Source organism: Paenibacillus aestuarii (genome assembly GCF_027789125.1).
Classification (GTDB): Bacteria; Bacillota; Bacilli; order Paenibacillales; family NBRC-103111; genus Paenibacillus_E; species Paenibacillus_E aestuarii.
This window is the reverse complement of sequence record NZ_JAQFVF010000047.1, coordinates 1-14,012: the sequence shown is the minus strand read 5'-3', so window position 1 is coordinate 14,012 and position 14,012 is coordinate 1. Positions and strand designations below refer to the sequence as shown.

At 48.1% G+C, this 14,012-nt stretch carries 9 protein-coding genes, 6 tRNA genes and 1 rRNA gene; all 16 read left to right on the top strand.

Annotated features, from left to right (window positions below; genetic code table 11):
* The first annotated feature begins 19 nt into the window (after positions 1–19).
* A tRNA-Thr gene (locus O9139_RS19985) sits at positions 20–95 on the top strand.
* Between the two features lie 5 nt (positions 96–100).
* Positions 101–172: transfer RNA gene (locus O9139_RS19980), tRNA-Gly, on the top strand.
* A gap of 6 nt (positions 173–178) precedes the next feature.
* Positions 179–249: transfer RNA gene (locus O9139_RS19975), tRNA-Cys, on the top strand.
* 12 nt (positions 250–261) lie between these two features.
* Positions 262–338, top strand: a tRNA-Arg gene (locus O9139_RS19970).
* A 5-nt stretch (positions 339–343) separates the two neighbouring features.
* Positions 344–422 (top strand) — tRNA-Leu (locus O9139_RS19965).
* A 4-nt stretch (positions 423–426) separates the two neighbouring features.
* A tRNA-Pro gene (locus O9139_RS19960) sits at positions 427–500 on the top strand.
* Positions 501–637: 137 nt separating this feature from the next.
* Positions 638–2,125 (top strand): putative glycoside hydrolase, encoded by a 1,488-nt coding sequence (locus O9139_RS19955; RefSeq protein ID WP_270881230.1) that lies wholly within the window; start codon positions 638–640, stop codon positions 2,123–2,125.
* Positions 2,126–2,555: 430 nt separating this feature from the next.
* Positions 2,556–3,890 carry an ABC transporter substrate-binding protein gene (locus tag O9139_RS19950; RefSeq protein ID WP_270881229.1) on the top strand — a complete coding sequence of 445 codons (1,335 nt, stop codon included), beginning with the start codon at positions 2,556–2,558 and terminating at the stop codon, positions 3,888–3,890.
* A gap of 80 nt (positions 3,891–3,970) precedes the next feature.
* Positions 3,971–4,858, top strand: a complete 888-nt coding sequence (locus tag O9139_RS19945; RefSeq protein ID WP_270881231.1) for a carbohydrate ABC transporter permease — start codon at positions 3,971–3,973, stop codon at positions 4,856–4,858.
* Between the two features lie 5 nt (positions 4,859–4,863).
* Positions 4,864–5,694: a carbohydrate ABC transporter permease gene (locus O9139_RS19940; RefSeq protein WP_270881228.1), complete on the top strand. Its 831-nt coding sequence runs from the start codon at positions 4,864–4,866 to the stop codon at positions 5,692–5,694.
* Positions 5,695–6,783, top strand: coding sequence for a glycoside hydrolase family 43 protein (locus O9139_RS19935; protein WP_270881227.1), 1,089 nt, complete (start codon positions 5,695–5,697; stop codon positions 6,781–6,783).
* Between the two features lie 81 nt (positions 6,784–6,864).
* Positions 6,865–8,229 carry an ABC transporter substrate-binding protein gene (locus tag O9139_RS19930; protein ID WP_270881226.1) on the top strand — a complete coding sequence of 455 codons (1,365 nt, stop codon included), beginning with the start codon at positions 6,865–6,867 and terminating at the stop codon, positions 8,227–8,229.
* Positions 8,135–9,964, top strand: coding sequence for a cache domain-containing sensor histidine kinase (locus tag O9139_RS19925; protein WP_270881225.1), 1,830 nt, complete (start codon positions 8,135–8,137; stop codon positions 9,962–9,964). The genes O9139_RS19930 and O9139_RS19925 overlap by 95 nt, the downstream gene beginning before the upstream one ends.
* On the top strand, positions 9,965–11,593 hold the full coding sequence (locus O9139_RS19920) for a response regulator (RefSeq protein ID WP_270881224.1): 1,629 nt from the start codon (positions 9,965–9,967) through the stop codon (positions 11,591–11,593). It abuts the gene before it with no gap.
* Between the two features lie 101 nt (positions 11,594–11,694).
* Positions 11,695–13,488 (top strand): glycoside hydrolase family 2 protein, encoded by a 1,794-nt coding sequence (locus O9139_RS19915; protein ID WP_270881223.1) that lies wholly within the window; start codon positions 11,695–11,697, stop codon positions 13,486–13,488.
* Positions 13,489–13,902: 414 nt separating this feature from the next.
* Positions 13,903–14,012 (top strand): 16S ribosomal RNA (locus O9139_RS19910); the annotation flags it as partial.

Below are 14,012 nucleotides of genomic sequence, written 5' to 3'. Positions count from 1 at the left end.
TCAGCCTCCACCATCATATGCCGTTGTAGCTCAACTGGTAGAGCAACTGACTTGTAATCAGTAGGTTGGGGGTTCAAGTCCTCTCGACGGCACCAGTCATGCGGAAGTGGCTCAGGGGTAGAGCATCGCCTTGCCAAGGCGAGGGTCGCGGGTTCGAATCCCGTCTTCCGCTTTTTGTGGCGCTATAGCCAAGTGGTAAGGCAGAGCTCTGCAAAAGCTTTATCCCCAGTTCGAATCTGGGTAGTGCCTTTAATTTCAAATGTGCCCTTAGCTCAGCTGGATAGAGCGTTTGACTACGAATCAAAAGGTCGGGAGTTCGAATCTCTCAGGGCACGCCATCTAAGCCGGCGTGGCGGAATGGCAGACGCGCTCGACTCAAAATCGAGTGGGAAACCGTGGAGGTTCGAGTCCTCTCGCCGGTATTAACGGGACGTAGCTCAGCTTGGTAGAGCACCTGCTTTGGGAGCAGGGGGTCGCATGTTCAAATCGTGTCGTCCCGATAAAAGTAAGAAGCATAATCGTTACAGCTCGTGCAGCTGTCGGTTATGCTTCTTTTTTTATCTATCATAGTTTGATCACTTCATGAATACTTCAATTAGGGAGTAGCGAGTTGATGTACATGAAGGGGGAGAACAGCGTGAACAAACGGGGTCTTGCTTTTATGATGCTGCTATGCGCAGTACTTACGTTAGCTGCATGTTCGTCGTGGTCGTCGCCATCAGAGGTTGTTGTAAGTACACCATCATCAAGTCCTTCCGAGCAGCCAACAACCGCGGGGGCGGAGGCTACTTCTCTACCTTCGCCACCTGCATTACCATCAGCACAGCCATCGCCATCGCCGTCAGCAGCGCCTTCCCCTCCAGCCAGTCCGACACCCGAGTTTGTTCCACCTGTGCATTTTGATTATCCAGACGCAGTGCGCGGTATTTATGTAACAGGCTGGTCGGCTGGCGGGGAGCGGATGTCTAAACTGCTTTCACTTGTAGACCAAACCGATCTTAACGCTATGGTGATCGATATTAAGGACGACGACGGCTATATCACATTTAAGCCCGAGGGTAAGCAAGCGGAGTTTGGCCAGCCGTATATCAAAGATGTCAAAGCGCTGATGCAAACGCTGGAGCAGCATAAAGTTTACCCGATCGCACGTATCGTATCCTTCAAAGATACGGTCTTCGCCAAAAAGCGGCCAGATCTTTCGTATATAGATGGAAGCAGCATTTGGCGAAACGGGAATGGCGACGGGTTTATTAATCCTTTTTTGAAGGATTCCTGGGATCATAATGTTGATGCAGCCAAGTTGGCGGCTGAGCTTGGATTTAAGGAGATTCAATTTGACTATGTGAGATTCCCCGAAGGCTTCGAGAGCCGAGACAATGTGCTGAAATATTCAATGGGCGACTATAAAGATAAAAAACCGGTGAAATTCGTGCAGGAAGAAAAGGACTTTGCGGAAGCCACTAAGAAGTATCAAGATGACTTGGCTGTTTTGCAGAGCAAGCTGACGGAGGCGGTCAACACCTACAACTCAGCGCAAACCGATGCGAATAAGAAGGCTGTAGAAGATGCTGAGAAGAGCATATCTGAACTGAAAAAAGGGATGCCCCATGCACCGGATTTCAGTGATAAGGCTCGTATGACGCAGCTGCGTGTAGATGCTGTCAGCGACTTTGTCGCCTATGCCAAAGAACAACTAAAACCATATGGTGTAAGAGTATCTGTGGATATCTTCGGGTATTCCGCTACGCTGCCTGAAGCGCCGGGGATTGGACAGAATTTTAACCGCATAGCCGGTTCGGTTGATGTCATTTCTTCGATGATATATCCAAGTCATTGGTCGAACGGTTATTTTGGCATCTCAAAGCCGGATAAAGAGCCATACAAGCTTGTTGCGGAGTATATGAAAGCGGAGAAAGAGAAGTTTGCAATGCTTCCCAAGCCTCCCGTATCGCGTCCTTGGATTCAAGACTTTACTGCGAGCTGGTTAGGCGCGGGCAATTATATCAAATACGGCAAAGCCGAAGTCGACGCGCAAATTAAAGCGCTGGCTGATGCCGGTGTCCGTGAGTATTTGATCTGGAATGCAGGTAATTCCTACAGCGAAGGTGTCACGTATATTCCGTAATCTCCCCGCCCACCGAAGTTTCTGCCAGTTTACTCTGTTCCGCAGAGTAGGCTGGCTTTTTCATTTACAGCGCTTATCGTTCCTCACGGTTCGGGCCACCTTCAAGCTTCTTTCAAGTTACCTAAAAATATGTCCAATGCTTCTTGAATATCGTCATGGTAACGCTTTCTAAAAGCGATTATAGTTGAGTTGTGGAAAGCAGAAGGTAGCTGAGGAGGGATCAGGGATCAGAGTCAGTGTTGCTGGAGGTACGGGGAGGAAAAAAGAAGAGCGATAAAAAGGTCCATTGGCGTGGGTTCCCCTTTTGATCGCTCGCTGGTAGTGCGACTGAATTTTTGGCGAAATTCAATCGACACTCCAATTTTGACACAAGTCTATAGAGAGAAGCAAGTACATTCTACTGTGTTTAAATTGAAGGGAGATTACAACGATGGTGAAGTTGAAAAGTTTGCAATGGATCGGTTTAACCGGCTTGTCGCTAGTGATGGTCATGTCCGGATGCTCGACGAATAAACCGGCGAATACAGCCCCTGCTTCGGCAGCACCGGCAGCCTCCGCGTCCGCAGGGGCGGCAGCGACGAAGGCGCCAGAGCCCGCGAAAAGCGGCGAGAAAGTGACCTTGAATTTCTGGACACCTTTCTCGGGCAACGATGGTCCATTCATGAAGAAAATTGTGGACAAATATAATGCTTCACAAGATAAGTATACAGTGAAAATGACGATTCAACCGAACGGCGATTACTATAAGCTGCTGGATACAGCGATTGCCACGAAGAAGGGAGTTCCGGATGTAGCGATTATGCATCTGGATCAAACGCCAACGTATATCGCGAAAGATTTGCTGCAGCCGTTAGATGATATCGCTAAAGCCGCCGGTGTGGAAAAAAGCAATTTCCCGGATGCAACCGTCGATTACGCCACGAAGGATGGCAAATGGTACAGTATTCCACTCGACATTCACCCATTAGTCTTGTATTACAATAAAGACTTATTTGCCGCAGCCGGCATTACAAAGCCGCCTACCAACCGTGAAGAATTCGTGGAAGATGCGAAAAAGCTGACAGATTCGTCCAAAGGAATCTGGGGAGCAGCGATGCCGACGTTCTGGATTCAGAACTTCCTCTTCCCAACCATTTTATTCCAAAATGGCGGAAGCTTTTTAGATGACAAAGGCAATATCGCGTACAACTCTCCTGCAGGTGTAGAAGCGGTTACGTTCATGAGAAGCTTGACGACGATGAAAGTATCTCCGCCTACAGTGGCTCAAGATGGCGACTTCAACTTGTTCCAACAAGGCAAGAGCGCGATGCACTTCAACGGACCTTGGTCGAAGGATGCCTTCGATAAAGCGAAAATTAACTATGGCGTAGCGCCGGTTCCGCAGTTGGGAACGGTCAAACAAGCCGTTTTCGCCGGATCGCATAACTTTGTCATTCCAAAATCAACGACAGACGCTAAGGTGCTTGCAGGTGTGGGCGATTTCTTGAAATACGTATCTGCCAATTCGATTGATTGGGCGGAGTCCGGTCAAGCCGTAGCGTCCAAAGTCGTACGCGACAGCGCAGCATTCAAAGCGATGACGCAGCAGCAAACCGAAGTGGCCAAAGAGTTTGACTACGTGCAATTTGCACCGAAAGTGCTGAACTGGGGTCCAATCTCCGATAGTATCTGGAGTGAGCTGGCCAACGCTTTGCAAGGCAAGAAGGATCCGAAGCAGGCGCTGGATGATGCAGCAGCCAAATCCACGCAGGCGATGAAGAAGTAATCCATAGCGCAATGACATGAAGGCGGGTATCGGATACCCGTCTTCCTTGTTAAGGTAAAGGAGGAAATCCGTTGTCAACCATGACTAACTGGAAATCCAAGCTGACATCCAGCTTGTTTATATTGCCATACTTTTTAGCCTTTTTAGCTTTTACGCTCGTACCGATCGTTTACGGCTTTATCATTAGCTTCAAACAATACAATTTGCTTGATCCTGTTCATCCGTTTGTCGGATTAGGAAATTACAAAAGTATTTTTACCGAGGGTACCCAGGAGAATGACCTGTTTTTCATCGGGATGAAAGCAACGCTCAAGTTTGTTGTGTTCTCGGTTCCTTTTCTCGTCATTGTAGGACTAGGCTTTGCCTTGCTGCTAAATGCACTCCCTGCCAAGCTGCGTTCTTTCTTCCGCTCGATTTATTTTATTCCCTATGCGGTTTCGGCAACGGTCATGGCTGTCATATGGAAACGCATGTTCGACGTGACCGGCGGGTTTGTTAATTTGCTGCTGGCCAAAGTGGGGATTCATGAGTTCGATCCGATTCCGTGGCTGTTGGATAGCCCCTTCGTATGGTTCGCCTTGGTAGTGGCAACGCTTTGGTGGACGATCGGCTTTAATATGATTATTTATGTCAATGCGCTGAACGGCGTGCCCGAGGATCTCTACGAAGCTGCCAAAATTGACGGGGCGAGCGGCTGGAACCGCCTGATTAGCATCACCCTCCCTTCCATCAGACCTGTCATCGTGTTTGTGCTTATTACATCGACGATTGCTTCATATAATATTTTTGCCCAGCCTAACTTAATGAGCAATGCGGGTGACGAGACCAAGGTGCTGCTGATGGGCATTCTGCAAACGGCTTATACGGCCAGAGAAATCGGCTCTGCCTCGGCTATGGCGATCCTTATGGGCCTAACGATCATGATTGCTTCGGTTATTCAATTTATGATCACGAATAGAAAGGAGTAGAGACGTTGAAAACTTCCAAAATTTTTTATGTGCTGCTGGCTACGGTGCTGGGCATTATTTTCATTTTGCCGATGCTGTGGATGTTCTCCAATTCGTTCAAGACCGATGTTGAAGTCATGGCGCCGGAGTTCCATTTATTCCCCAAGGAGTTCACATGGGAGAACTTCCAAACGATTTTTGATGGCGGCAATGTGGACGTTCCGATTTTTCGCTGGATATTCAATTCATTTTTTGTAGGTTTAGCTGCGACGTTTCTCGTTCTACTTCTGGATACGATGGCCGCCTATGCGTTAGCGAAGCTTGATATTCCTTTCAAAAGAACGCTCTTTGCGCTATTTGTCGGTTCGTTGATGGTTCCGGGGATCATCTCGTTCCTCCCGCAGTATTTGAATTTTAGTAACTTGAATTTGATCAACACCTACTATGTGCTGATTTTGCCTTACTCGGGAGGAGCGCTTGGCGTCTTTCTATTAATTCAATTTTTTCAGTCATTCCCTAATGAAATTATCGAAGCAGCTCGTATCGACGGTGCGAATAAATGGCACGTTTTCACATCCGTTCTGCTCCCGTCATCGGTGTCTATTGTGACCACTTTGGCGATTTTCACCTTTATGAACGTGTTCAATGATTATGTGTGGCCGTTCTTCACCGTGACCGATTTGGAGATGCGCACGCTGACAGCGGGCGTTGCCGTCATGGCGACCGGCAGTTTCACAGCCTCCTACGGGAAATTAATGGCGCTAGCGACCTTATCGACTATTCCTACACTGATCATTTTCTTAATCGGTCAAAAGCAATTTGTTCAATCGATTACAGCAACAGGAGTTAAACAATAAATGGCAAGCCGTCTATCTACAAGAAAGATGCAGATGCGCCTATTTACTGTTGGGGTCATTTGCTTTGTTTGGTTGTTGGCCGGATGCATGAAAGGGGCAGGCGGGGAGGCAGTGAAAGAGGTGAGAGAGATGAAAGATGTGAATGCGGTGAGCACAAGCAAAACTTTTACTAATCCAATTATGGACAATGGCGCCGATCCCTGGGTCACCTCAAAGGACGGGATTTATTATTACACGCATACGACGGGGAACTCGATTCGCATTTGGAAATCGCGTACGTTAACGGGACTGTCAACGGCCGAGTATAAAGATGTTTGGTTTCCGCCTTTGGAGGGGCCGAATACGTCCAATATCTGGGCGCCGGAGCTCCATTACCTGAACGGTAAATGGTACATCTATTATGCTGCGGACAACGGTCAAAATGAAAACCATCGGATGTTCGTGCTGGAATCGGAAACGGATGATCCGTTAGGCGCCTATACCGATAAAGGCATGCTGGATACAGCCGGCAAATGGGCGATCGATGGAACCGTCCTGCATAAAGAGGATGGCTCCCTCTATTTCATCTGGTCCGGTTGGGAAGGCGATATGAATATCAGCCAGCATTTGTACATCGCTCCGATGAGCAATCCGTTCACAATTAGCGGGAAGCGTGTAGAGATTTCAAAGCCTACCTATGACTGGGAATTGGTTGGCAATCCGACCATTAATGAAGGCCCGGAAGTGCTGCTGCATGATGATCAGATTTTTGTGATCTATTCGGCCAGCGGCAGTTGGACGGACGATTATTGTCTGGGCATGCTGAGTACGCGAATGAGCAGCGATGTGATGAATCCGGCGTCATGGACCAAACATGCGCAAGCTGTATTTGCCAAGACCGATCAGGTGTTCGGACCGGGTCACAATTCTTTTGCCAAATCCCCGAACGGGAAAGAGGATTGGATTCTGTATCATGGCGCCAAGTCGCAAGGCGCTGGCTGGAATCGGAACGTGCGCATGCAGCCATTCGGGTGGAATGTGGACGGTACGCCGAACTTTGGCAAGCCAATCGCCGAAGGGACGCCGATTCCCGTGCCCGGCGGTGAATAAATTCAGGCACATCTCCATAAGGGGATGTGTTTCTTGTATAATTAGGAGCAACACTGTACACCTGCGAATAGAGGGGATTTTATGAACTTCAGAGGGAACCGGCAATCCAAGGTAATCGCGATGTCCCTGCTCGTGCTTTTGAGCTTATGCACCGCCAGCTGCAGCCCGCCAGCCGCCTCGATCCCGGATGATGTCAGCAGCAGTAAACTGCGAATCACCTTCTGGTCTCCATTCAGCGGAGGGGATGGCCAATTTATGGCTGAGCTGGTGCAGCAATATAATCTGGAGAATAAGGATCATGTGAAGGTTGAGCAGATCAATAACAACTCAGGCGATTACTACTCGAAGCTCTCGACGGCGATCGTGACTGAAGAAGCGCCTGATATCGCGATTGTTCACTCAGCCAAATATTCCCAGTACGTTCCGGCTGAGTTTTTGACTGACTTGAATGATTTGGCGCAAGAGGCCGGTGTTGATTGGAACGCGTTTAATTCGACGATTCTGAAGAGCACCGTATCGGATCAAAAGCATTACGGCATTCCCTTAGACACCCATCTCGAGGTCATGTACTACAACAAAACACTGCTCAAGCAAGCAGGGCTTCTGGATGATCGTGATAAGCCCATTTTGGCTAACGGTGAGGATGGGTTCAGGCGATTTTTACAGCAAATCCGTGCCCATGTGCCGCCAACGGTAACGCCACTCTCGGAGCCGAGTGTGCGCATTGATTCTTTTTGGTTGTGGTACTCGTTCTACAACCAGATGAATAAGGACGGCGGGAGGTTCTACGCCGACGATGGCCATTCCGCTGGGATTGATAATCCCGCAGCGCTGCAGTCATTGAGCTTTGTCAACTCACTTTATGCGGACAAGCTGATTCTACCGAATATTAACGATGCCATGCAAACCTTTGCGAAAGGGAATGCCGCCGTGTTAATTACAGGAGTTTGGGCGACAGGCACGTTCGAGAAAGTGCCGGATCTGAACTTTGGGGTGAGCAAAATCCCGCAGATTTACGCTCACCCGGCGACATGGGGAGACTCGCACACGTTCTCCCTGCCGTATCATGAGAAGCCGGATAAGCAGAAGCAGATCGCAGCGCTGAAATTCGCCAATTGGGTAGCTGCTCACGGGGCGAGCTGGGCGAAAGCCGGACATATCCCGGCCGTCAAACAAGCCGTTGATTCCGCAGAGTTTCAGCAGCTGAAATATCGTCCCGATTATGCGAGCTCGGCGGATGATGTGAAATATTTCCCCAATCAGCCGAGGCAGGGCAAAATCAACGACGAAATTGTTCGGGAGTTCGAGAAGATGATGGCCGGTCAACAAACACCACAAGAGGTGCTGCGGAATGCTCAAAAAATTATTAATACCAATCTTCAGGCACAGCAGATTGCAGCTCCAAAGATGGATGCAATCGATCAAGAATCTCCCGATCGTCATTAAATTAATTGTCATCAGTTTTATTTTGATCGCCGCCCCCTTAGGGATAGCCAGCTATTTGACATATACGAGTTATTCGGCTTCTATTCAAAAGAACACGGGCAAATTTCAAATGGACGTCGTGAAAGAACTAACGGCCAATATTGATACCTATGTCAACGAGCTCAACGTGCTCACCTTGCTGCCGTATCAATCGCCGGAAATACTAGCCTACTTGGAGGCAAGTCCGCCATCCGATCCGATTCTTTCCTTTAATGAACGGGTCACACTGGAAGATTTTACGAAACGTGTCTTCGCTAACGGAAGGGTCGATATATCAGGAATTACGCTGTACAAAATGTCCGGCGGCACCTATACGGCGATGTCGGAAGAGCAGGCGAACTATTCGCTGCGGCCTGTTGAACGTGAGCCTTGGTACGATAAGGTATCCAAGACAGGGAAGGTCGTCTATATCGGTACGTTCAATAAAAATGGTAGTGATGCCAGCAGCCAGATTTATTCATTTGCCAGAAAAATTCGCAGCGTAGAAACGGGCAAAGTGCTGGGCTACCTGGTTCTGGATGTGGACAAAACGATCATCCGCAATAAGATGGAAGCGATCTCCAATGATCGTAAGAACATTATGATCGTCGATACTGCGGGTGAGATTGTATATAAGAGCATGGAAGATTTGATCGATGCGGCGAAGCTGATGACCTATCGGGGAGCGGGAACTGTTTTATACAAGCAACCTGAGGACACGGAGCTACTATCCTATTACACGTCCCCCTTTACCGGATGGACCATTATGGAGATGGTACCGCTTGCCACCTTGCTGCAAGATACCATTACGATGAGAAACTACACGATTCTCATTAGCTCCGTCTGCTTGCTTCTCGCTGCACTCAGCATTATCGCCGTTGCTTTCCGGATTACTAATCCGATCAGTCAACTGCGCAATTTGATGAGAAAAGTCGTGTTGGGGGACCTGGAAGTGTCCATCCCGATTCGCAGCCGCGATGAGATTGGGCAGCTAAGCCAGTCTTTTAACATCATGGTCTCTAAGCTCAGCGACCTCGGCTATCGACTCTATGAATCTGAAATCAGGGAGAAAAACTCCCAGATTTCGGCTCTGCAGAGCCAAATTAACCCGCATTTTCTCTACAACACGCTAGGTTCGATCAGTATGTATGCAGAAATACAAGGCAACAAAGAAGTTGTAAAAATGACGAATAACCTTAGCCGACTGCTTCGCTACAGCATTAACAGCCAGCAGAGCCAAGTACCGCTCAATATGGAAATAGAGCATGTGAAGGGGTACATGGCCATTCAACAAATCCGCTTCGAAGACAAAATTAACTTCGAGGTTCACGTCGAGCCGGAACTGCTGTCGTATTCGGTGATCCGCTTTATTTTGCAGCCGATTGTGGAGAACAGCATTGTTCATGGGATTGAAAAGGGCAATGGCTATGGAACGATTATTCTTACTGGCAAAAAACAGGATGAGAACATGCTCATCACCATTTCGGATGATGGCGCCGGGATGAGCGCAGCCCGCTTGCAAAGCTTGCTGGATAAAAAGTTAGCGCCTCCGCCGACAGAAGGAACGGGCGGCCACGGCTTAATGAATGTGCACCGCCGGATTGCTTTGCGCTATGGTCCTCAATATGGGCTCAAAATCGAAAGCAAGCTTGGTCAAGGCACCCTAATAAGCCTTACTTTACCGCTGATCGAAGCGGACCAAGAGGGAGGGAAGTAAATGCCGAGCCTGTTAATCGTGGATGACGAGGGTATTTTCCGCAAAGGCATTCAAGTGATGATCGCGGAGATGCAAGGAGACTGGGTCGTGATCGCTGAGGCGAAGGATGGCATCGAGGCCTTGGAAAAAATCGAGCAGCAGCAGCCCGATCTGATTATTACGGATATTAAAATGCCGCGTATGGATGGCATTCAGCTTCAATACATCATCAAGGAGCGATATCCGCAAATCTCCTGTGTGGTCATGAGCGGTTACAATGATTTTCAATACGCCCGTGAATCGTTAAGATTAGGCGCAAAAGATTATTTGATGAAACCGTTCGAGCGAGAAGAGCTGTATCAATTGCTAGGCAAGCTCCAGGAGGAATATGGACAAGGCAAGCAGGTTGAGCGCAAACGGGCGGTGGAAGACCGTCAGGTGCAAACGCAAGTGCGGCAGCAGGTTCTTGCCGGTTTATTGAACGGAAGCATTCACCATGCCGAGCCGGAGCTGCTCGAAAATGTCGGCATCCGCTTTCCGCATCCTTATATCAGCTGCTTAATCGCTAAGCTTGATCGTGAATCCGTAACGGACGAAAGATTTTATCAAATGGATCCGTCGCTTTTTTCCACATATATGCAGCAGTTTATTCAAGAAAGCATCAACAGCACGCTGCTGGGGCATGTGTTTATTATGAACGATAATGAGGTTGTGGCTTTAATTAACGAAGCTGATGCCGAGTCTCTATTCCCGAAAATCGAGCGGTTAACCGATCAGATTCGCAAAGAAATTAGAGGGCTTTCTAATTTTACTATCACTTTTGGGCTAGGCAGTCCTGTCAAGGATTTAGAATCTATTTCCAGGTCGTACAAAGAAGCCGGACTCGCGCTGTTATACCGCTTGGTGATAGGCGGGGACCGCTTGTTATCCAGTGAGACGGTTGCCGGGATGAAGATGGAGCGTACCGAGTGGCAATCCGCCGATTGGAACAGCTTGAATCAGTCTGTCCAGGAGGGGAACTTGGCCGAGGTCGAGCTTCAAGTTCGTGAGTTCGTCACGAGCGTATGCACGAAATGGAAAGATCCTGAAATTATCCATCAGCAAATTTGCAAAATGCTGCTTCATTTTTACGAGCTGGCCGTCAATCTGACCGTCGTTAAAATGTGGCTGCAAGACACAGACGTAAAACATGTATTGTTGGATGTTTATTCGTATTCATCCAGTAAAGAACTGATTGAACGGTGCCAAAAGCTGCTGGGCGATCTAACTGTATGCATCTCGAATCGGCAAAAAAAATTCGTTGCCAGCCCCATTGAATTGGTTGTACGCTATGTGGAGGAGCGCTTTGCCGAGCCGATTACGTTGAATATGATGGCGGAGATCGTCTACCTCAGCCCCTCTTATTTAAGCAGCTTGTTTAAGAGCAAGCAGGGTCAATCCTTTATCGATTTTTTGACAGAGAAAAGGATCGAGAAGGCGAAGCAGATGCTGCTATACTCGGATGAAAAAATCCAGGTGATTTCGGACTCAACTGGATTTTCGAATATTCGTCATTTTAATCGTGTGTTCAAATCTTTGACGAATCGAACGCCGTCCGAGTTCCGGGATGGACACTACAGTGAAGTTCACACCTTAAGAAAAGACCATTAGATATGTCCATTCAATCATGAAAAGTGTCATTATTTTTAAAACTTGAAAGCGTTATTATGAAAAGGAAGATTCGACGGCTAAGAGAATAGGAGTGACAAGCGATGCATCGCAAAGAATATCCAAGACCCAACCTAGTTCGAGATGACTGGCAAAATTTAAACGGTACATGGCAATTTGCTTTTGACGATCAGCAATTGGGGATCGCGAAGCGCTGGTTTGAGCGTGGAGTGCCCCTCGAGCAATCCATCGAAGTGCCATTCGCATATCAAACAGAGCTCAGTGGCATTCATGATCCTTCATTTCATGATGTGGTGTGGTACAAGCGGAGCTTCAAGGTGGATCCAAGCTTCCAGGGGAAACGAGTCATCCTGCACTTTGGAGCTGTCGATTACCGTGCTTGGGTGTATGTGAATGGCCAATTGGCTGGTATGCACGAAGGCGGTCATGTTCCTTTTCATTTTGACATTACGGATATGATGAATGGCACGGAAGAAGAAATCACCGTTCGCGTAGAGGATCCTTCGACGGATGAGACGATTCCGCGAGGCAAACAATTTTGGCTGGAGCAAAGCGATGCGATCTGGTATACGAGAACGACGGGAATTTGGCAAACGGTCTGGCTTGAAGCTGTCGATCCCACTCACTTGGCTAAGCTAAGGCTGCAGCCTGACTTGGATCGTGGGGAATGTGTGGCGGAATTTGAAATTGCCGGTTCGATTGCCGGCGTTGAGCTGGACGTGACGATTTCCTATAAAGGTGAGCAAGTGGTTCGCGATCGCATCCAAGTTCAGGATCGTTATGTGAAGAGAGCGTTTCATTTGTTTCATTTAAAAATTTTTAGAACTCCGTTTCACAATACGGGATGGACGTGGTCGCCGGAGAACCCTAACTTGTTCGATGTTGAAGTGTCGCTAGTCATGGGTGGCCAAGTATTGGATAAAGTCCAATCGTACTTCGGCTTGCGCAAAATACATACGGAAAACGGCATGGTCTACCTTAATAATAAGCCGTACTACCAGAAGCTTGTGCTAGACCAGGGGTACTGGCCGCAAGGATTGTTGACAGCACCGACTGACGAGGATTTCAAAAAAGATATCGAATTGACGAAAGCGATGGGCTTCAACGGCTGCCGCAAACATCAGAAGGTCGAGGATCCTCGCTTCCTATATTGGGCTGATCAGCTCGGTTTCCTCGTATGGGGAGAGTGCGCAGCTGCCGTATCCTATCATCCGGATGCAGTCGCAAGGTTGACGAGAGAATGGATAGAGATTGTGGAGCGGGACTTCAATCACCCTTGTATCGTTACCTGGGTGCCGCTCAATGAAAGCTGGGGCGTTCCGGACGTGCGTTATTCCGCCCAACAGCAAGCGCATAGTCTTGCGATGTATTACTTAATTCGTTCGCTCGATCCAACGCGATTGGTCATTTCGAACGATGGTTGGGAAATTACGGCCAGCGATATTTGTGCCGTACATAATTATAACCACGGGCAGCCGGATGAGACAGAAAAATATGCGGCGTTTAAACGTTCGCTTGCAACCAAGGAGCAACTATTGGCGTCTATGCCAGCTAGGCGGCCTATCTATGCGGACGGCTTCGCTCATCAAGGAGAGCCGATCCTGCTAACGGAATTCGGCGGCATCGCGTTCAAGCTCGGTTCCGAACAGGGCTGGGGCTACACATCTGTAAGCACTGAGGAAGATTTTGTAAAAGATTATCACCGGGTTATTGAGGCTATTTATGAATCAAAGATCATTCATGGTTTTTGCTATACCCAACTTACAGATGTCGAGCAAGAAATTAACGGCCTGCTGACCTATGACCGCAAGCCGAAATGTAATGTGGAAGAGATCAAAAAAATTAATGATGCTTGGCATGATATCATTATTAGTTAATTGCAAAGTGGCTTAGTGAAGAAATCCATAATTAGCGCTTAACGAGAGAGACCGCCTTCGAGGCGGTCCTTTTTGTAATTCGTCGGTGTGGGAAAAGCTTTTTGCAAGGGACTTGCGTTGGTTCTCTGAATATGGTATATTGTGATTCCTGTCATTTGAGCAGGACATGCAGTGGGGTTTTTCAGGAAGTCTGAGCTTGTTGATTATCTTCAAGAATGGATCAAAAAAAACACTTGCAATCAGGTTTACGACATGGTATATTACATCTCGCTGCTTCGGTAACGCGGCGGCGAACGAAAGAGAATTGTTCTTTGAAAACTGAACAACGAGTGAGAAGCAAGTCGAGCAATCGACTCTAAACTTTAAAGAGATTAACAATCTCGTCAGCTTTAAATGAGCTATTCAGATTCATCCTTTTTGGAGAGTTTGATCCTGGCTCAGGACGAACGCTGGCGGCGTGCCTAATACATGCAAGTCGAGCGGTCCCTTCGGGGATAGCGGCGGACGGGTGAGTAACACGTAGG